22 protein-coding genes are annotated in these 18769 nt (G+C 29.9%); 12 read left to right on the forward strand and 10 right to left on the reverse strand.

All coding sequences use genetic code 11. From position 1 onward, the window contains the following. Positions 1–29 precede the first annotated feature (29 nt). Positions 30–263, reverse strand: coding sequence for a hypothetical protein (locus tag ACPB8Q_RS05020; protein WP_423792088.1), 234 nt, complete (start codon positions 261–263; stop codon positions 30–32). A gap of 54 nt (positions 264–317) precedes the next feature. On the opposite strand from ACPB8Q_RS05020, the gene ACPB8Q_RS05025 reads away from it, so the two are divergent. From ACPB8Q_RS05025 to ACPB8Q_RS05055, 7 genes are read left to right on the forward strand one after another with little or no spacing between them, the layout of a single operon-like run. After that, positions 318–563 carry a hypothetical protein gene (locus ACPB8Q_RS05025; protein ID WP_423792089.1) on the forward strand — a complete coding sequence of 82 codons (246 nt, stop codon included), beginning with the start codon at positions 318–320 and terminating at the stop codon, positions 561–563. A 4-nt stretch (positions 564–567) separates the two neighbouring features. After that, positions 568–3066 (forward strand): DUF2341 domain-containing protein, encoded by a 2499-nt coding sequence (locus ACPB8Q_RS05030; protein WP_423792090.1) that lies wholly within the window; start codon positions 568–570, stop codon positions 3064–3066. Then, positions 3066–3464, forward strand: coding sequence for a hypothetical protein (locus ACPB8Q_RS05035; protein WP_423792091.1), 399 nt, complete (start codon positions 3066–3068; stop codon positions 3462–3464). Before ACPB8Q_RS05030 ends, ACPB8Q_RS05035 begins: the two co-directional genes overlap by 1 nt. An 11-nt stretch (positions 3465–3475) precedes the next feature. Then, complete coding sequence (locus tag ACPB8Q_RS05040; RefSeq protein ID WP_423792092.1) at positions 3476–3847, forward strand: hypothetical protein; 372 nt, start codon at positions 3476–3478, stop codon at positions 3845–3847. 5 nt (positions 3848–3852) lie between these two features. Next, on the forward strand, positions 3853–4791 hold the full coding sequence (locus ACPB8Q_RS05045; RefSeq protein ID WP_423792093.1) for a radical SAM protein: 939 nt from the start codon (positions 3853–3855) through the stop codon (positions 4789–4791). A gap of 9 nt (positions 4792–4800) precedes the next feature. Then, positions 4801–5289, forward strand: a complete 489-nt coding sequence (locus ACPB8Q_RS05050; RefSeq protein ID WP_423792094.1) for a hypothetical protein — start codon at positions 4801–4803, stop codon at positions 5287–5289. Beyond that, on the forward strand, positions 5277–7799 hold the full coding sequence (locus tag ACPB8Q_RS05055; protein ID WP_423792095.1) for a hypothetical protein: 2523 nt from the start codon (positions 5277–5279) through the stop codon (positions 7797–7799). Before ACPB8Q_RS05050 ends, ACPB8Q_RS05055 begins: the two co-directional genes overlap by 13 nt. 57 nt (positions 7800–7856) lie before the next feature. Here the strand turns inward: ACPB8Q_RS05055 and ACPB8Q_RS05060 are convergent, their stop codons facing one another. From ACPB8Q_RS05060 to ACPB8Q_RS05100, 9 genes are all read right to left on the reverse strand, one after another. Further along, positions 7857–8285: an acylphosphatase gene (locus ACPB8Q_RS05060; protein WP_423792096.1), complete on the reverse strand. Its 429-nt coding sequence runs from the start codon at positions 8283–8285 to the stop codon at positions 7857–7859. Between the two features lie 31 nt (positions 8286–8316). Further along, positions 8317–9225 carry a hypothetical protein gene (locus ACPB8Q_RS05065; protein WP_423792097.1) on the reverse strand — a complete coding sequence of 303 codons (909 nt, stop codon included), beginning with the start codon at positions 9223–9225 and terminating at the stop codon, positions 8317–8319. Continuing rightward, entirely contained in the window at positions 9209–10333 is a 1125-nt protein-coding gene (locus tag ACPB8Q_RS05070) for a hypothetical protein (RefSeq protein ID WP_423792098.1), read from the reverse strand. The genes ACPB8Q_RS05065 and ACPB8Q_RS05070 overlap by 17 nt, the downstream gene beginning before the upstream one ends. A 503-nt stretch (positions 10334–10836) precedes the next feature. Further along, entirely contained in the window at positions 10837–11616 is a 780-nt protein-coding gene (locus tag ACPB8Q_RS05075) for a hypothetical protein (protein WP_423792099.1), read from the reverse strand. Next, the gene (locus ACPB8Q_RS05080) at positions 11613–12098 is read right to left on the reverse strand and encodes a DUF488 family protein (RefSeq protein WP_423792100.1); all 486 of its coding nucleotides are present in this window, start codon (positions 12096–12098) and stop codon (positions 11613–11615) included. The genes ACPB8Q_RS05075 and ACPB8Q_RS05080 overlap by 4 nt, the downstream gene beginning before the upstream one ends. A gap of 51 nt (positions 12099–12149) precedes the next feature. After that, positions 12150–12500, reverse strand: coding sequence for a hypothetical protein (locus tag ACPB8Q_RS05085; protein WP_423792101.1), 351 nt, complete (start codon positions 12498–12500; stop codon positions 12150–12152). A gap of 864 nt (positions 12501–13364) precedes the next feature. Beyond that, entirely contained in the window at positions 13365–13748 is a 384-nt protein-coding gene (locus ACPB8Q_RS05090) for a hypothetical protein (protein ID WP_423792102.1), read from the reverse strand. A 259-nt stretch (positions 13749–14007) separates the two neighbouring features. Further along, the gene (locus tag ACPB8Q_RS05095; RefSeq protein ID WP_423792103.1) at positions 14008–16200 is read right to left on the reverse strand and encodes an ATP-binding protein; all 2193 of its coding nucleotides are present in this window, start codon (positions 16198–16200) and stop codon (positions 14008–14010) included. Next, on the reverse strand, positions 16184–16336 hold the full coding sequence (locus ACPB8Q_RS05100) for a DUF2080 family transposase-associated protein (RefSeq protein WP_423792104.1): 153 nt from the start codon (positions 16334–16336) through the stop codon (positions 16184–16186). Before ACPB8Q_RS05100 ends, ACPB8Q_RS05095 begins: the two co-directional genes overlap by 17 nt. A gap of 188 nt (positions 16337–16524) precedes the next feature. Here ACPB8Q_RS05100 and ACPB8Q_RS05105 point away from each other — a divergent pair, with 188 nt between their 5' ends. The 5 genes from ACPB8Q_RS05105 (at position 16525) to ACPB8Q_RS05125 (ending at position 18763) form a co-directional block, all read left to right on the forward strand. Further along, positions 16525–16887, forward strand: a complete 363-nt coding sequence (locus tag ACPB8Q_RS05105) for a MarR family winged helix-turn-helix transcriptional regulator (protein WP_423792105.1) — start codon at positions 16525–16527, stop codon at positions 16885–16887. Between the two features lie 378 nt (positions 16888–17265). Next, entirely contained in the window at positions 17266–17619 is a 354-nt protein-coding gene (locus ACPB8Q_RS05110) for a winged helix-turn-helix transcriptional regulator (RefSeq protein WP_423792106.1), read from the forward strand. 516 nt (positions 17620–18135) lie between these two features. Next, positions 18136–18297 carry a hypothetical protein gene (locus tag ACPB8Q_RS05115; protein ID WP_423792107.1) on the forward strand — a complete coding sequence of 54 codons (162 nt, stop codon included), beginning with the start codon at positions 18136–18138 and terminating at the stop codon, positions 18295–18297. A 12-nt stretch (positions 18298–18309) separates the two neighbouring features. Then, positions 18310–18513 carry a hypothetical protein gene (locus ACPB8Q_RS05120; RefSeq protein WP_423792108.1) on the forward strand — a complete coding sequence of 68 codons (204 nt, stop codon included), beginning with the start codon at positions 18310–18312 and terminating at the stop codon, positions 18511–18513. Further along, entirely contained in the window at positions 18494–18763 is a 270-nt protein-coding gene (locus ACPB8Q_RS05125) for a hypothetical protein (RefSeq protein WP_423792109.1), read from the forward strand. Before ACPB8Q_RS05120 ends, ACPB8Q_RS05125 begins: the two co-directional genes overlap by 20 nt. Positions 18764–18769 lie beyond the last annotated feature (6 nt).

Below are 18769 nucleotides of genomic sequence, written 5' to 3' on the forward strand. Positions count from 1 at the left end.
GCTTATTTGGCATATTTGGCTTATGAAGATTATAAATATAAATCAATTAGAGTCATTGATGGAGCATTATTTTCATTAATTTTCACAATTATAAATCCTGAAAATGTTCTAATCTCAATAATCTTTGCTTTAATGTTGTATGTCCTTAGATTGTATGGAATTGGAGATGTGTTCGTAGTTATAGCTACTGTTTCAATGTTTGGGATTGATGGGATATTCGTGGTTTTAATCTCATTGCTCTTAGCATATGTCTTTGGAATCATTATTAGAAATAAAAAGATTCCGTACATTCCAATGCTTCTTGTTGGTGTTATATCATGGCAGTTGCTCCAGCTATCTATCTGATTATTGAATTTATAATTATAGCTATTGTGTATTGGATGGTTACTCCAGTTTTTAATTATTTTATACAATTAGCCCAGATAAACGGGTGGACTCCTGAAGTTACGAGTGTTATAGTCTGGGTTTGGAAATTATTTCCACTAATTTTGATATTTGGAACAATAATAGGATATTTCCTTTGGGTCTCAAGAAAAGATGTCACTTCAGGACCAATAGTGTGATATTATGAAAAAAATAATCTTCACAATACTACTTACTGTACTGTTAGCTTCTGTTTATTGCAGTGATTTCAAGTACTACAAAGACTTTATTTTTTATTCTAAATCTTCAGGAGAAGGTGTTTATTATGTAACTCTAAATGTTTCTGGGGAACCGGTATCCACTGATTGGTATAGGAAAATAAGTGTATATGATTTAGACAATAATATCACACTAAAAAAATATGTTGCAATTATAAATAATACAACAGTTAGAGTGTATTTTCTAAAAAATTGGAAAAAAGGTTTAAATTTTGTTAGAGTTTATTATGATAGTGATATAATTACAGAAGTTCCAGATAGTCCAGATATATTCACATTTATTGATGATTTTGAAAATTCAACAAAATTTAAAGTGTTAGAAGGAAATGTATCTTACTATTTTAAGAACTCAACTATAACAATTAATTCTACTACATTATCTAAACTTTCACCAAATCTCTCAGTTTCTGGAAATTATACAATTTCTTGTAAAATTGTAAATTTTACAGTTCAGAGTTACCCATATTGGATTGAGGATACTGGCTCTAACTATTACATTTGGACAAAGGTAAATATCAGTGCAAATTCAAACATTACATTGTATATCAAAAAAGTGGATGGTTATCATCCAGATGGAGATAGTGTTTTCTTGTTTTTTGATGATTTTGATGCGGATAGTTTAAACAACAGTATATGGAGTGTATATGGAACGTCATCAACGACAGTAGACATCGTAGATGGCTGGCTTAGATTACATCCAGATAAGGAAAATAGCAATATAGGAGTAAAGCATTACTGTTCTTATTCAAATGTTAGAATTGGCATAAAATACAATTATGTTGCTGGAGATGGATGTGAAATTCCTTATTTGGATATAGATGGGAACAAAATTTCTCTTCCAAAGACAAGCTATCCAAATGATTCTGCGACTGGAACTCAAATTCATTATTATGAAACCGGAAGATTATCAATATCATCATATATTGGATTGCTACAAAGTAGAGCAGGGTGGGATGGTGAAACAAGATTCGATTACATCTTCGTTAGAAAATACGCAGACAAAGAACCAACGGTTTCAGTTGAGCAAATATCCACAGATACTTGGAAAGTTACCATAACAAACCCTAACGATTATGATTTAACTGACTTCCAAGTAAAAATAAATGGAACTGGGATTGTTAATTCAAAAACAGATAGTTTATTAATAAGTAACTATAATGGAATATTTTTTGCCAACGAAACAGTTCCAAGTTATCTAGGAATAATTGACATTGATGTTTATAACAATACATTCATAGCTACAAAAAACAATGAAGAAATTATAAAAACTGGCGTTATTAACAATACAACAGGTATTTTTGGAATATCTCTTTTAGGTAGTGCAACATACGATTGGTTTTTAGTTTATAAAAAATTCCCTGTGTTACTCATTGCAACTTCATCAAATTACACAACTGAATTAATTAACAAAACAATTACATTATATAATGAAAATAACAAAACAACATATTTTTACTCAAAATTAGATAAAATAGATAGTAATCTAACATTAATATTCTCAAATGGTTTAGTATCAAAAATATACACAATAACACCAGAAAACTATAATTCTACACTGAATCTTGAAGTTCCAGTTTTTGGGGAATTGACTGTTATATATAATGGATGGGTTAGAAAATTCAGCTATGGTATGTATGATGAAAATATAAACGTAATTATCCCAACAAGTGATGTAGTGTCTTGGTATATAAGACTTGATAAAACTTCTGATGTAAGAATTGAAGATACCTCTGGAAACGTGCTTTCAGAGTATAAAAATACATTAGGATTTGAATTTCCAGCAATAGTTGGGAGAACATACAGAATATATATAAATGGAAAATTAAAGGATGAAAAAACAGCAATCTCTAATGAGTATGTTTATTATCAGACATCAGGTAATGTTGGAGAATTAACGATAGTTAATAATGTCTCTATACCTCAATCTGTAGATTTAATTTATAATTCAATATACAAAAATGGCACAATTAATATTAATTATTCAATATTACAAAATGTTGAAACTTCAATAAAAATAGAAATCTACGATGATACAGGAAAGTTATTATATAACACAACTGTTCAGGCAAGTAATCAGATTAATTCTCTCAAAGTTTATGTTGGAAATTCTTCAACATATTATAGAGTTGTTTTAACAACTGCAGACGGAAAGAAATATGTTTCTTTAGTTTATACACCTAACTCTACAAATACTGGATTTTCTCTTTTAGAAAATTGGAAAAAGTGGATTAGTATATTGATATTGTTCATTACATTAGTTACGTTCTCATATATTGATATTGAAGCTGGGACAATAGCAACAATCTCTATGATGCTATTTTTAGAACTAATTGGTTTCTTAGATTGGATGGATATAAAACTAAAGTCAGTTCTATTCTTCCTTCTTCTGGTACCTCTTGGACTTAAAATAAAGAGGGGATGGTGATGAACTATTCAAAATATCTTCTATTTATTGTTACTGTAAATATGATAATTCCTCTGTTATCCACGTCATATGACATAAATTATAACTCTGGAATAATGCAGATGTTTCAATCAACACTATTTAATGTTCAGAGCAGTATAGAATCATTCTTTAGTTCAGAAAAATTTTCAGCTATTGATGCTGCTTTTGCTTCTGTTTCTCTTATTGTGAATGGTGCCCTTCTCATAATTCAATTAGTTGCATTTGGTCCTCTACTTACTGCTAATGTTATCAATACTATAGCTGGATTTACCCCAATAGTTCAGCCACTTACATCAATATTTACAATAATATCTTACTTGGCATATGTTATGATAATTTGGGACATATTCTTTAGAAATAAAACTCTAACAATGTGAAAAGTGAAAATATGGAAAATATAACTCTTCCAAATTCTACTGAGATTGTCACTCCAGTTGCAAATTTTACAAATTCAACAATATTAAACACTCTTAAAAATACAAGCGTTTCACATCCCCTTGATTTCTACTATAATCTAACCCATTCATTTTTTGAAGCTGGTTTTGGAAATTACTGGGTTTTCATCATTTGGTTTGTTCCTACTGTTACGATTGCCATAAGAACAAAAAATCCTGCACATATTGCGTTCGTATCTGCTCTTACTTCAGCAGGAACTGCAACTCTTTCTTCGTCTGGACCTATTCAATATCTTATGATATTCATAACTATCATCTCAGTGATTTCTGCAATTGCATACTATTACTACTCTGGAACTGGGTGAGCAAAATGTTCCTTCTATTATGTCTCTCAAGAAAATGCAACTTAAATTGCATTGGCTGTCATGCACACAAATCAGATGAATTAGTACATGAAAACAATCTAAAATTTTTTAAAAGAGCTTTAATCCATACTTTACAACAATACAGACCAAGAGAAATATGTTTTCATGGTGCTGAAACATTTGTTTGTTCTGAGACAGTCTTAAAAGAAGTCTTAGAAATCATTAACAAATACAAGATAAAAGAAGCTAAACTAAGTTGCATGTCAAATGGAACTTTAGTTACTGAAAAAAAATACAACTTAATGAAACAGTTTGGGGTATGTGTAAATATCAGTTACAGAGGACCAGAAGACTTATACAAAAAGATAACCAGAACAGATACTTATGCTGACTGGTTAGAAGGAATTTACTTAGTAAAACCTAAATCAACAATTTTCTATTATCCAACAGAATTAGAGGATGAGATTTTGAATAGATACAAAGAGATTGTTGATGATATTGTTGATAAGGGATTCAAATCTGTAAGATTTTCTGAATATTGCTCATCAACTCCAAATAAAAGACATTCTGAGTTTGTAATCAAATGTCAAAAATATATAATTAAGATGGGATATGATTTGCAGATACCTGAAATAGTTGATTTATTGAAGAGAATACAAGGATTGCAGCCAAAAATGAGTTGTAGTTGGGAACATAATTGTATGCAGTTCTTCTGCTTACAACCAAATGGTAAAATGACTTTCTGTAATAGGAATATGAAGTCATATAGAGCATTTTATAAAGAATGCTATAGTTGTGAGGCTTATCCATTTTGTAAAGGAGGATGCGAAGCCGTTAGAGAGAAAAATGGAGGAATATTCCCATATTGTGATGATAGAAGGAAAATAGTCAGATATGTTAGAGAGAATTACTTTGATTTGGCTTCATATTATGACATTATGTAAGGAGATACTATGATTATTGCCTTAGAAGGGCATCACAGAAGTGGAAAGACAACATTATCTAAGGCATTAGAGGAGTATGGTTTTATCAGAGTAAGAGAATACCTATCAAAGTATAGAGTTCTAAGAGCTGATAGGCAGTTGGATGATTGTTCAGTATTCAAAGAAATTCTTGATAATAATGTTTATCAGTATGAACTCTACAAAGACTGTTATGTAGTATTTGACAGAAGCATATATGATATTTACATTGCAGCTTTCATTTGTTGCAAACCAGCAGCATTTGAAGAATTCAACAGATATTTCAACAGAACTACTAAGAAAATCAGGTATGATTACTTAATTTGGTTAGAAGAGTTACATCCTCCTCAGTCTGGCATAGAATATACATTCAATACATTATGCCGTTGGAAAATCAAACCCATTTGTAATGTTATTTTGCCCGCAACAACAGTTGAAGACAGAATAAAACAATTGATAGGGATAATATGCAAAGAATGAAATTGAAAAAAACATTTGAAGACAATTTGATTGTTGAGCAAAAACTACAAAGGCTGAAGTTTTGGACATGGACTGATGACCCTTCTTATTCTGACAACTGGAGTCATTATGATACTCCTGGAGCTTCTGGGGCAGCATACGGTGATTATGCAGACCATTCTGATTATTCTGATAGCCAGTATTCAGATAGTAGCAGCAATGGAACAATAAATTCCAAAACATCAGCAAAAACATCAGCAGTAACTGTTGGGAAAATTGAGTATTCCAATGATGGAAAAGTCTATGTTAAAGATAACAATGGCAACATTATAACAGTTACAAATAGACAAAATCTATCTTCTGCTTTACAAAGACTTGCCAGTAAAGGGATTATAGATAAAAATTATTCAGAATTCTATACCCCAGCAGGAACAAGGGTTATAATCCAAGGAGGTAAAGTATCACTTCCAGCAGTAATGGACAATCCAAAACCTCAAGATAATACATCCAACAAAAATAAGACAATAAACAAAAACTCGTCTGATTTGGAACAATACTTCCAAGTGTCAAAACCTAATCCATCCAAAGTATCCAATGTTGCTCCTGTTGTTACTAAGAGTGATTTACCAAAATATGCAACAATTGAAAGTATTTTAGCTCCACCACAGACCCCTGATGTTGCTGTAATTCAACAACAATATAATAATAAAATAATGACAGCTGATGAAGCTGTTAAAAAATTCTATAATGAAAATAAGGACATATTATATTATGATGAAGGAAGACAGGAAATTGATAATATAGAAAGAAAAATTATTGAGGTCCCAACTGCTATTGGGAAAAAATATGGTGGAATTGTTGGAGGAACAATTGGAGCAACAGTTGGAAAGTTAGCAGCGGGAGGGGTAGAGCTTATCGCTGGAACTGGTTGGGCTATTGGAACAGCTGCTGCTAAAAAATCATTTGAACCAATAAAAACAGAAGCTACAATAATCACTGATGGTGCGCTATCTCCATTTGATTCTATTGGAAAGGCATTAGATTATATTGCTGGATATAAAAAACCAACTGAAGATGATATTATTGATGTAACATCAGATATACTTACTTTGGCACCAATCCCTATAATAGATATAAAAGCTAAGTTTCAAAATCTGGATTCTTTAAAAACTAAAAATGTCATAAATTATGATGATTCTCTAAAAACCACAAAACAAACACCAATACATATCTCAAAATATATGTTAGATGAACCACCAACTCCAAAGCCAAATATGGTTGATGTTATTGGTGATAAGTATCAGCTATCTACCAACATTCTTGAATCTGGAGTAGAAAAAACAAAAGTTAGGTTTGGAGACAAAGTTTTAGAGGCTGAGAAATCTCCACAGGTAGAGGTAATTAGAAAAACTGATTTCTCAGTTGGAAGAGTTCAAGAAGTTAGGAAAACAAAGGATTCTATGTATGTTGTTGATATAGACTTATCTAAGCTAATTCCAGAGCAGAGAATTGTCCAAATATCAAAAAATGGTGCAAAACAGATAACAAAAGGAAGAAACTACATATTTACATCTGAAATAAATTCTAAAGGTATAAGTAAATATGTCTCTGGACAAAATGGATTTATTAGAACCAAATCCCAAATTACAGATATGTTATTTGATGACTCAAAACCATATAATCCTCCAAAACCACATCTAATTGATAACATTGAACATAACCATAAATTCTTTGAAAGTAAAAAACCTAAACACAGCCCAATAGATGCTCCAAAACAGGACTTTGATATCCCACCAATTCAAATAATAGAGGAAGAACCTAAAAGCAGGCAAAAACCCAAACTAAATCCAGGCGGGGGCAGAATAATCTTTGCTTCAGATTTACTAAAGAAATTAGATGAAGTTAGTGGAGAGGCTAAAAGTGCTGGCTCTAAAACTTCACAACAATTGCTCCAAATTGAAAAAACCAAGACTGAAACTAAATCCTCTACAAAATTAGATGTTATTGAAAAGCCTAAACAAGTTGCAAAGGAAATGGAAAATAGCAAAAATAAAGTAAAAGAAAATGAGTTGGAGAAAAAAATAAAAAAACAGATGACTGAAATTGGAATATTCCCTCTCTACAGAGTAGATATATTTAACTTCCCAGTTGAAAAGGAAAAAGCAAGAAGGGGAATTTTCCACTACCCTGTTGTTGGACAGAAGGAAGATATTGTTCCTACAATTGCTAAAGCCACTCCTACACTTATTAAGAGAAAAACTAAATTAGGACAGATTACACCTAAAACTAAATTAAAACAGATTATACCTAAAAGTAGAACAGAAATTGCAAGTATTACAGAAGAATACCATCCAATCACTAGAACTAGTATTGCTACTTATCCCTCTGTTAAAACCTCCATAATCACTACACCTGAAATAAAAATAGTAGCCCCAATCCCAAAAATTCCTAAAATTAAATTGTATGGTGTAACTGGCTATAGCTCCAAATTTTTAAAATCTAAATGGAAAAAATTAGTTACCTGGCTCTAATTCCTCCATCCTTTTTTTAGTTCAGATATTTTTTCATTTTGTAACCTCAGTAATAAATTAAATCTTCTTTCTAATATCTTCTAATATTTCTTTTATCTCCAATAGTATTTCCCTATGCTCTTTTAACTCACCAAATATTAGTTTAATATATTTAACTCCCTCATCTAATTTTTTATTTAGCTCTAAAATATCATCCGCAGAGATTCTATTTATTCCCTCTGGAAACTCAATATATGTATTTAATTCTCTCTCCTCTATCTTCTCAATTTTAATTAATTTATCCTCTTCTTCCAACTCTTTTATAAACTCCTTAAAAAGTTTTTTCTTTCTTTCACTTGGAAAATTTGCCAAAATCCTAACACTACCATCTTTATGATTATAAACTATTCCATCAATCCCTAAACCCCTTCCAATATTTTCAATCCTATCCCTAAACCCAACATGTTGAACCTTTCCATAAATTTTTAATTCATAAGTTGTTGCCATGTGAATCACCATTATTTTTATACAAAGCTCACTACCCATCAATGCCAAAATCATCCAACAACAACTGTATTGGAGCTTTTTTCAATTCTTCAATGCAGGAGTTACATATTTTTATAAACCAGGGCATCCTTTGCAAATTTTCTCCTACATCAACAAACCACTTATTATTTTCCTTTTTTAAATAATCTTTTAACTTTCCATCTCTCAATTTAACAAGAATATATCTTGCTTTTCTTTTAAATACTTTCTTTTTTTCTCTATCTATGTAGTCCCAATATTTATGCACATTTTTAAGAAGGTCCTCTTCACTAAACCTTTCATTAGACCATGCGAACTTTATAATCTCTCTAAGAACATACTCAACAAATGCTGGAAAATCCTCTTTATATAAATCAAATGGATATAGGTGATTAGGAATATATGCATTTATATGGATTGGGAATATCCTATTTAAATTTCCATTTTGAAAATTTCCTACTTTAAGCTCTATTTTTTCAACTTTTTCAGTATTGTTTTGTTTAATCACATGTAAAATGGGTATTCTTTCAGACTTAACCAAATCATTATTACAAATCTCTTCATAAAATGATACAAATGTGCAGTCAGCAATGATTTTTTCAGGATTATCTACATTAACAGAAACATAAGTTGGAATTATTTCAGGTTTTTTCTTTAGTTCTATATACTTCTTAGTTTGCTCGTCTTTTAACGTTCTTGACTTGCAATCTATAATAACGAAATGTTTATATCTATTTGAAAATAGTAGTATATCTGGGTTAGATGTTTTATTATTCCCTTCAAATGATAACCCTATATTTGGTTCGATACTGGCTATATTATATCCCATCTCCCAGAACTTATTAGTCCAGTTTCGTATGTTTTTAGATGATAAAGCAAGAATTATATTCATTAATTTAGTGTGGTCAGACAACCCTGCCATACTCCACACCTTCCAATGTAGTTTCAGCATCGTAGTATTGCTGTAAGTTACATACAAGCCTTAAAGCAGTGTTACCGCAAGCACCCTTAGAGAGATATAGTCTTATCCAGTCGGTAGATACATCCATTTCAAACTTATCTCCGTTATGTAAGTCCAAGCCCACAACTGAGTAGTAATCTTTATCAATTTTTCTTTTAAACCCTGCCAACCTAAATGGCTTTTTTGTTGATAAGAGCATATCTAAAAATTTTTCTATGTCTTCAATTTCTCTTTCAAATGAAATTAACAACGGAGAGCCACTAACTGCAATACCAAAATCTTTTTTCTCATAATATATTTCATATTCTTCTTCAATTATTTTTAGCATGTTTGCATATCTTTCTCTAACACCATTTACTATTCTTAAATGTTCGTTAAATGATGTTCCTTTAACTGAGAATTTTCCATTGAAATACAGATTTTCTATGACCATAAGCTCTAAATCTTCATAGTATTCAAATGATTTTTTAAATCCAATGCTTGTAATTGCCATAAAGTGTTTATCGTCCAGCTCATTTAATTTGTTAAATATTATTTTTAGCAGTTTTCCATTTACTTTCAATGACAAATTGTCTGCTTCATCTGCATCACAAGCTAAGCTATCTAAGTATTTAATACCTATCTGTTTAGTTTCCACTCCTAATTCATCTTTGAATTTAAGTAAAAACTCCTTATCTAACCATACATTATCTAAACGGCTTGTTCTTGGATTTATCAGTTTTTCCATGTATTTGTCAGCAACTTCTGATTTTTCGACAGTGTAAAATAACCAAAACCTGTTATTGCCGAAAGGGTCGTAGGTATCTACATAAAAAGTAGCTTCTTTTTTCCGTTTCTGGTCTTTTATCTTCAATATCCAAAATCCTTTGGTCTCTGTTTTTTCTATCTTTAATTCTAACTCTTTAATGTAGTTAGGTAAGTTCAATATTGAAGTGTTTGACTCTACAATGTATGTTTTTACAAGATTTCTTCCCATTTCATATTTTCCTTCTTCAACTAAATTATCATGGCTCTTTATCATATTATTTTCAAGATGTTCATAAAGGTCCTTTCTTGTCTTAATTTCCATAGTCTCACGCTCCCACCACCAAAATAAACATAATTAATGACCCTACAATAATCATCATTAGTTGTATAATATTATACAATATGTGTATAAACATTTTTCGAAAAATTGTTAGTAACATCTTCCATCAATAGGTCCAGCAAAATAGAAAAAAGACAAAGAAAGTTTAAGATTTATTTTTAACTTATTTTAATTTTTTTACGAGCTAAAGAAGCCCAAAACTCTGGGTCAGTTTCTTTACTAAGGTATTCCTGCCCCATACCATCATCACTTGGCTTAACTAATTTTACAGATTTTATACCAGTCCAACCTCCCACCCAAAAGCAAAATAAAGAACTCAATAATTATTTGAATATGTGATATTGACAATTAAAAAATAAATCATTTAACTCCAAACAACAATTTTATCAACTCAATGGCATTGGGATTGGATAATATATACAGCAAGATTAAAATTACAAATCCAATTGTGAATTTTTTATCTAATTGGTGAAATTTACTATATTTTATAAGAAGTCATCTAATGTTTTATTTTTTAGCTCTTTTATATCCTCTTTTTTGGGATATATAACTGACACTATTAGCCATGTATTCCAAATAGCATGAGTCCCAACTATAAAGTAAGTGTTGTCTTGATAATAAATTTCCTTAGTAAATTTTTTCTTAACCAATTCACAAGCTTTGTTAGTCCCATATTTCTTTTTTAGTTTCCTGTAAAGTTCTTCAAGTTCCCAATCTTCACACATAATTTTATGTTCATTTGGACAGGTTGATGAGCACTTAAATATATACTGAAACTTTTTATCTAAAGGTTCTAATGTGAAAACTGTTTTTCCATCTAAAGTCTTTTGTTTTTTGATATTCTCTGATTTTATAACTTGTTCTTTTCTATCTTCCCAAACCATATCAGTAATTTTTGGTTTTATAACTCCCAAAGTGCATTCATGCCTCCCTTTACTTTGAAGCTCTTCCATAGTGGTTAGCCTCTCTTCAAGCATTTTCTTTATATTCCTAAATCTTTCTTCATGTAGTGGAGTAATTGTTTCAGGTTTTATTTTTCTGCTCTCAGGTCTCCCATCAGGACTTTTATCCTCCCTTAGTTCATACTCTATCCATTGTTTCTTCTTAAATTTAATATTTCCATACCCTGCAAATATTTTCCAAGGTATTGGGAATATTCTCCGCCACTCCCCTTTTTCAGTTATCCCTGCTACACAAACTAAATTCTCATATTTCTTACTTTGAACTGGAGCAGCTTTTGCTAAAACAAGTAATCTTTCTTTCAAAGATTAACCACCTTAAAATCTATCTTCCCTAATTCTTTAGCAATTATACTCCTATGACATTTTCTCCAATCTTTTTCATAACACATTAATACACTCCTATATTCTACTGCATATCTTAATAATTCTTTCAAAGATTCAATGTTTTTATCTAAATGACTCAAATACTCATCCATAAATTCTATAAAACTAATTTTCCCAGACTTTAATTTGTCTCTCAATTCTTTTGGTGTTCCTAAGAATTTTAAATGCACATATCCAATCCCATGCTCAGTTAAAATTTCTTTTAGTTTATTCTTTGAAAACCCCTTTTTCCTACTTAATGGAATTTCTCTTACATCAATAACAAGCTCTATTTGATTGTCTTTTAGAATTTTTATAAACTCATCTATGCTTCTTCTTTCATAGCCTATTGTGTAAATTGTCTTCCCATCCAGTATATCTAAATACTCCATATTCTCTAATACAACATCTATAGGACTCATAAATATCACTCCCGTACTATTTTATTGATGAAACTTTTTCAAACACAATAATCATTTAACTCCAAACAATAATTTTATCAACTCAATGGCATTTGGATTAGTTATGATTATTGTAAATAAAATTATAATAAAAAATATTGTGAATTTTTTATCTAATTGGTGAAATTTACTATCAACATATCTTAATATCTCCTCCTTTATTGAGTTCATTTTTTCCTCTAATATAAGAATATCCTCCTTAGTCGCTAACTCACTCCTTAACTCATCCTTTAACTCATTCTTAATAATAATCTTGTTTTCTTTATTTAGCTCAATAATAATATCATAAATCTCTCTCGCTTCCTTCTCGTCCTTTACCTTTTTAAGTATCAACTCATATAACTTAGCATACCCAACTGCCATAACATCACTCCCAACTAAATAATTAAAAAATAAAAACTCAACATATTAATCTTATTTTTCTGAGATTTTGGTAAATTTTCTTAGTTGAAGTTAGTTACAATATAGTTGCAATTATTTCACTTAGTTACGCGATAGTTGCAGAGTTTTCGCTATAAATAATAAAAATAAATAAAATATAATAATAAATATAAAATATATTGTTATTATATTATTTTTTTATATATATTATATAGATGCAACTTTGCAACTTGCCCTTATTTTCTTAAGTTTTCTGCAACTATCTTTCCTTTCTTTGCAACTAAACTTTAAAATTTACAACTTGCAATAATAAATAGTTATAGGTTGCTATTTACAAAAATGCTGGTTTTTAGAGCATTTAGTAAATTGAACATTATCATTGAGTATTCTGTAAATTTTCAAGTGTTTATGATATTTTTGTTTAGTTGCAAGCAAGTTGCAAAAGTTGCAAAGTAATTTTTGATAATTTTTCTAATTTTGTTAATTTAAATAACTGTTAATTTTGGTAATAAATATTTTTATATAATCCATATTATTTAATAATTATATTGTAGAAATTTTTTTTCTACATCATTTCTACAATTTCTACATAACAAATTTTCATACTGAATATAAATACACATCAAGTTAATTTATTACATTGTATTACCTATTTTTAGGTAATATATAACAACAATAATATTTTTTCATAAAAATTTTAGTAATAACACATAAAATTGTAGAAATTGTAGAAATAGTTTTTCTATATATATGTCAATCAAAATTAAACTTTAGGTCCTACAATTTCTACAATTTCTACCAAATAATAAAAATATATGAATATTTATATCAATAAAAAAACAAATTTTATAAAACTCTACAATAACCTGCTTTTGGTTCATAAATCCTACCATCTTTTAAAGCCTTATTGACAACATATTCTCCAAAGATTTTTATTAATTCATCCTTTGGAACTTCTCCCCCCTGCATGTTAATATACTCCTCAATATCCATATCAATTTCAAAATCTTCTAAGAAATCTCCTTCAATAACAATTAGTCTTATAATTTTATCGACTATTCTAACAGACTTATGCTCTGCAGATATACCCTGACTTGTCAAATATCTCTCAATATCTTTATAACTTGATAGATTTGGAAGCCCTGTTTTTTCTGAAATTTTCTTCCAACCTCTTTTTGACAAAACTAATTTATCTCTCATCATTGTATAGCCATTAATGTTAAAATTCATCTTAATAACTTCATTAACAAAATACTGTTTTTTTAGTTTTTGAGCGACCGTTATCTGGTCATCAAGGACAATACCCTTTATAATATCTAAATTCATATATCCTAACTATAAATACAGTATAGATTTAAATTTTTCCATTTTTCCTCAGGTAATACTTTTCATAAGTATAATAATCTACTTGTAGGACCAGAAAAACACCACCAGTATTACTCCCAACTAAATAATTAAAAATAAAAACTCAACAGATAAGGATTATTTCTCATGTTATTCCAATATATCCAGGTCTCGGTTCAAATATATCTCCATACTTCTTTAGATTGTTTAATATCCTTTCCGTCTCTTCTTCACTAATCCCTACCTCTAACGCTCTCCATATAATCTCATCCTTTAGGACCATATTCCCATTTGGTTCGCATATCTCCTTAATTATATTTAATACTTTATTCTCTTTCTCTCTCATAGATTTTGGTGTCCCTGCTATCTTATCTATATCTAATGTCCCTGTCTCTGGGTCATATGCTATCTGCCTTAAACAATAATCCATAATTTCTATTGCCTCCTTTGCATCTTCCTCATCAACTACTTCCTTTAATTTTGCTTTTGCTATGGCTTCTGCCAACCTTGTTAAACTCTCAGCTTGCCTCATTGTTATTGGAATCACTCCAAACTCTTCATACCCCTTCTTTCTCATAGTTACATAATATTCAACTAAAATCTTTTCAGCTTTTTCACTAATTATTGGTCTTAATTGCCTTGCATAATAGATATACTTGAAAATAAATTCATCATCAATCTTTACTCCTTTAATTGTAAATTCTTTTTTATCATTTAATAATACCTTTTTCTTCCATCTTAAATTATATTCATAAATGTCTTTGTCTTTCTCTTCCTTAATCTCATCTATTAATGGAAATATTAAATCAAACCTACTAATTAAATATGGTGGTAAATTTATCTGCTCCGCTATCGGCATATCCTTATCAAATCTCCCCTTCTTTGGATTACATGCAGCTAATATAGAACACCTTGCTGGTAATTTTGCTATTATACCTGCCTTGTTTATAGAAACTGTTTGCTGTTCCATAGGTTCTAATAATGCTTTATAAATTGAAGGATTCTGTGCAATCTCATCTATACAACATGTGCCACCATCTGCTAAAACTAATGCCCCTGGTTTAACAACCCAACTTTCCATAAACTCTGTTTTTTCCTTTGATAATGATGCAGTTATCCCTACATCAGATGACCCAACAGCTGAGGTATATATCGCCCCAAACTTCTCTAACTTCTTCATCATTGTTGATTTTCCTATCCCTGGGTCTGTTATTAATAAAATGTGTATATCCCCCCTGTAATTATCTACACTAACTCCTTTCACTTGCTGTAAAAATATAGCTTTCTTGACTATATCATAACCTTTTATCTCCTTAAACATTGCATTTGCTAACTTCTGAATAACCCCTCTATCTTTTGCTACTTTTTTTATCTTTTCAATGTCTTCATCTGTTAGCTTTATCTCTATTTTATCTAACTCCTCAATCCCTAAAGATATAACATATATGTCAGATACTGATGTTTTCTTGGATGGTTTCATTATAGGAACTCCTGTTATCTTTACTTTCCCAGAATAATGCCCTTCTTGTCCCTCTATAAACACAGTTATTGTGTGTTGTCTTCCATCTTTGCTAAACTCTACTGGCTCCTGAATTAATAACTCCTGGAAATTTACAAAGGTGGATAGTTTCTCTATAAATTCAAAATCAGTCTTATCTTGACAGTTATCACAAATTAATCCCTTCCCTATCTTATTTATGTCATCCCATATCCCTATCTTCACTTTCTTAACTTTACCACACCTTAAACACATAAATGCTGCTTCTATACACCTTGTCTTTATCTTAGATGCTTGTATTATCATTCCCTCAAATACTACAAGCTTATCTATATCTTTACTGCCTATATCTTTTATATTCTTGGAATCTACTATAGGATTAACTATTTGTATATCCTTATCTGGATAATCCCCATATATTTCATAATATGCTTCATTGTAAATTTGATTAATTAGTTCTTTAACTTGAAAAGGATATTCTATTATAGCATCATTTAGTTCCATATTCATCGGGAAATTATAACAGAATTCTCTAATGTTAAAGGTGCCCCACCTAAAGTCTTCAGAAAGCTTATACTTAATGTATTTCTTAATTGCTGCACCATGATTAATTAAAAATGATTCTTGGTCAAATATACTAATTGTTTTTTCTTCTTCTTTGAGTCTAAGATATGCTTCTCCATCTTCTTCAAACATTTCCACAATGCCTCTGTCAATTAACCTTTTTCTACCCCTTATTACAGATTTTTCATTATATTTTTTAGATAATATTTCTAATATATCCTTCCACTTTGTAACCCCATTCTTTATTAACTCAATAATTTCATCCCCTATTGCCATGACCTACCCCTTTTTCAGATTTATTATTCTGTTCATCAAGAATTATGATTTTTGCAAGCTTTCCAACGTATTTTTTAGGAATTATCACATGTCCGCTTTTTGAAAAAGGTTTTACTTTTTTAACAATTACAACCATCAGCTTCACCATAGTTGAAAATTTTTCCAACATTTGAAGTCCAATCTTATTATTGGTATATACTCCTATATATAGTTTATGTATTATTCAACAGTAGGTGTCCAAACATGGGCTGAATATTTAACTATTCTATTTAAACTAAAAATAAAAATACTCAACTATGGATAATTTCTAGAAAGTGTGAAAAAATGACATTATTGAAGATTTTAGCAAAAAAATACGTAATAGATATCTTAGAATTACTAAATGAGCATGGAGAGTTAGGATATTCGGACATCTGGAAAACATTAGTGATAGATAAGGGGACATTAAGTAAGCTATTAAAAGAACTTGAAGATGAAGATTTAGTATTACGAAGAGAAGAAAGGACTGACAGAAGAATTCCAAGAGCTTATTATAGATTATCACCTTATGGTAAGGAAATTGTAAAAATTTGCAAACAATTAAAAGAAGCTGAACAGAAGAAACAAGAACTTATATCGTTAGGAAATGATAATATAAACATCCAGATTGGGGAATCAACTAATACCAATATTAATATAAAAAAATAAATATTTACATATTATATTTACTCAGCGACCATTATAGTTAAAATGTGTTAATATTGGGATAACTGTCACTTGTGCTTCTTTTTTTAAAATAAATGTCACCTGTCTTTCTTTTTAGTGTCACTTTGATGTTACCAAGTGTCACCTCTGCCACTTTTCCGTATTTTAAAAAAATATCATCTAAAACCTTTCATTAAATTATATGCCGAATAATAAATTTAATTTTCGTGAAAATAAGCATAAGTGACAGTTATTTTTAAAAAATAAGCTTAAATTATTGAGGTGACACTTTTTGAAATATCTCGTGACACTACCTTGTATATATTAATAATGAATTATATAAAAAATACATTAATAATTAAACAAAAAGGAGGTCTAAATATGGACATATTAAAAATATTGACTAAAAAATACAATAAAGCAATATTATTTTTATTGGAAAAATATGGAACTTTGCATTATAGCGCTATCAAAAAATCTTTAAATAATGTTCATGACCATTTACTTACAAAGGCTTTAGATGAACTTGTTGAAGCAGGATTAATAAAAAGAGAACTTGAGAATCCAAATATAAGGCCGTCAAGAGTTTTATATTCTTTAACTGATTTAGGAAAAATGGCATTGAATATATATTCAATTGCAAAAAAGATTGAAGACTCTAGAATCAAAGTTATTGGTAATAATAATATTATTATAAACAATGTATCGTCTTCTAATATTAATATAAAAAAATAAATATTTACATATTATATTTACTCAGCGACCATTATAGTTAAAATGTGTTAATATTGGGATAACTGTCACTTGTGCTTCTTTTTTTAAAATAAATGTCACCTGTCTTTCTTTTTAGTGTCACTTTGATGTTACCAAGTGTCACCTCTGCCACTTTTCCGTATTTTAAAAAAATATCATCTAAAACCTTTCATTAAATTATATGCCGAATAATAAATTTAATTTTCGTGAAAATAAGCATAAGTGGCAGAGGTGGCAGATGGTGGCACTTTGGTGGCACTAAAAATAAGCATAAGTGGCAGTTATTTTCAAAAAATAAGCTTAAATTATTGAGGTGGCACTTTTTGAAATATCTCGTGACACTACCTTAAAAATTTTGTTATAAAATTTTTTAATGACTGATATTAATTTTTTTAGAGAAAAATGTTTTTATAATAGTATATATCTTATACTACTATTGAATATCAACTGTTGAAATAATCTTCAACAAATACAAAGCAGAAAGGGTGAGCATAAGGCATGAAGAAATATGAAGAAGAGGAATTAAGGGGGATGTTAAAAGAGCTTTTTGGGGATAAGTTTGAAGAAGAGTATGAGAAAGTTAGGGAAGAGTTCAGTGGGCTATTAACTGAGTATGGTGTTTTAGTTATTCTTGCAAAGAGAAATAGGATAATTTTATAGGAGGTGGTAGGCATGCAAGTAAGAACTGCTAATAATGGAAGAAGGACAAAGATGGGAGGAGAAACCATTGAGAAGGTTAAGAAGTTAATTAAGAGGTATTATTTGCTAAGGGAGTTTGAAGAGATGGGCTATCCACAGGAAGAGATTAAGGAAGTTATGGATGAGCTTGTAGCAATGATTGAGGAGGTGGTAAATGATGCAAGTGTTAGTCATTGAATCAGATAGTAGTTTAGAGTGCATAAATGTGGATAAGGTAGTGAAGATATACACAAATGGGAAAGTAGTAGTGATAGAGTTAGAGACTGGGGAAAGGATAAGCTTTGAAGGTGGTAAGGAGAAGCTGAAAGAAATAATTTCTGGGATTGTAACTGAGCAGCCATTGATATACCTAAAGCAAGTTAGGAGGTTCATCAAAGCCAGCAATTTAGTTGAAGGTGATGATTCAAAAAACATTATTTGTTTATAACCTCCC

The sequence above is a fragment of the Methanocaldococcus indicus genome, from assembly GCF_049554935.1.
In the GTDB taxonomy this organism is placed as follows: domain Archaea; phylum AGJL01; class Methanococci; order Methanococcales; family Methanocaldococcaceae; genus Methanocaldococcus; species Methanocaldococcus indicus.

Coding starts and splice junctions, on each gene's coding strand:
- ACPB8Q_RS05095 (WP_423792103.1), bottom strand. CDS start 16,200: ATGGCAATAGGGGATGAAATTATTGAGTTAATAAAGAATGGGGTTACA.
- ACPB8Q_RS05025 (WP_423792089.1), top strand. CDS start 318: ATGGCAGTTGCTCCAGCTATCTATCTGATTATTGAATTTATAATTATA.
- ACPB8Q_RS05125 (WP_423792109.1), top strand. CDS start 18,494: ATGCAAGTGTTAGTCATTGAATCAGATAGTAGTTTAGAGTGCATAAAT.
- ACPB8Q_RS05030 (WP_423792090.1), top strand. CDS start 568: ATGAAAAAAATAATCTTCACAATACTACTTACTGTACTGTTAGCTTCT.
- ACPB8Q_RS05105 (WP_423792105.1), top strand. CDS start 16,525: ATGACATTATTGAAGATTTTAGCAAAAAAATACGTAATAGATATCTTA.
- ACPB8Q_RS05065 (WP_423792097.1), bottom strand. CDS start 9,225: ATGGCAGGGTTGTCTGACCACACTAAATTAATGAATATAATTCTTGCT.
- ACPB8Q_RS05120 (WP_423792108.1), top strand. CDS start 18,310: ATGCAAGTAAGAACTGCTAATAATGGAAGAAGGACAAAGATGGGAGGA.
- ACPB8Q_RS05035 (WP_423792091.1), top strand. CDS start 3,066: ATGAACTATTCAAAATATCTTCTATTTATTGTTACTGTAAATATGATA.
- ACPB8Q_RS05040 (WP_423792092.1), top strand. CDS start 3,476: ATGGAAAATATAACTCTTCCAAATTCTACTGAGATTGTCACTCCAGTT.
- ACPB8Q_RS05070 (WP_423792098.1), bottom strand. CDS start 10,333: ATGGAAATTAAGACAAGAAAGGACCTTTATGAACATCTTGAAAATAAT.
- ACPB8Q_RS05045 (WP_423792093.1), top strand. CDS start 3,853: ATGTTCCTTCTATTATGTCTCTCAAGAAAATGCAACTTAAATTGCATT.
- ACPB8Q_RS05020 (WP_423792088.1), bottom strand. CDS start 263: ATGATTCCAAAGACATATGCTAAGAGCAATGAGATTAAAACCACGAAT.
- ACPB8Q_RS05085 (WP_423792101.1), bottom strand. CDS start 12,500: ATGGCAGTTGGGTATGCTAAGTTATATGAGTTGATACTTAAAAAGGTA.
- ACPB8Q_RS05100 (WP_423792104.1), bottom strand. CDS start 16,336: ATGGTTGTAATTGTTAAAAAAGTAAAACCTTTTTCAAAAAGCGGACAT.
- ACPB8Q_RS05060 (WP_423792096.1), bottom strand. CDS start 8,285: ATGGCAACAACTTATGAATTAAAAATTTATGGAAAGGTTCAACATGTT.
- ACPB8Q_RS05115 (WP_423792107.1), top strand. CDS start 18,136: ATGAAGAAATATGAAGAAGAGGAATTAAGGGGGATGTTAAAAGAGCTT.
- ACPB8Q_RS05080 (WP_423792100.1), bottom strand. CDS start 12,098: ATGAGTCCTATAGATGTTGTATTAGAGAATATGGAGTATTTAGATATA.
- ACPB8Q_RS05110 (WP_423792106.1), top strand. CDS start 17,266: ATGGACATATTAAAAATATTGACTAAAAAATACAATAAAGCAATATTA.
- ACPB8Q_RS05055 (WP_423792095.1), top strand. CDS start 5,277: ATGCAAAGAATGAAATTGAAAAAAACATTTGAAGACAATTTGATTGTT.
- ACPB8Q_RS05090 (WP_423792102.1), bottom strand. CDS start 13,748: ATGAATTTTAACATTAATGGCTATACAATGATGAGAGATAAATTAGTT.
- ACPB8Q_RS05050 (WP_423792094.1), top strand. CDS start 4,801: ATGATTATTGCCTTAGAAGGGCATCACAGAAGTGGAAAGACAACATTA.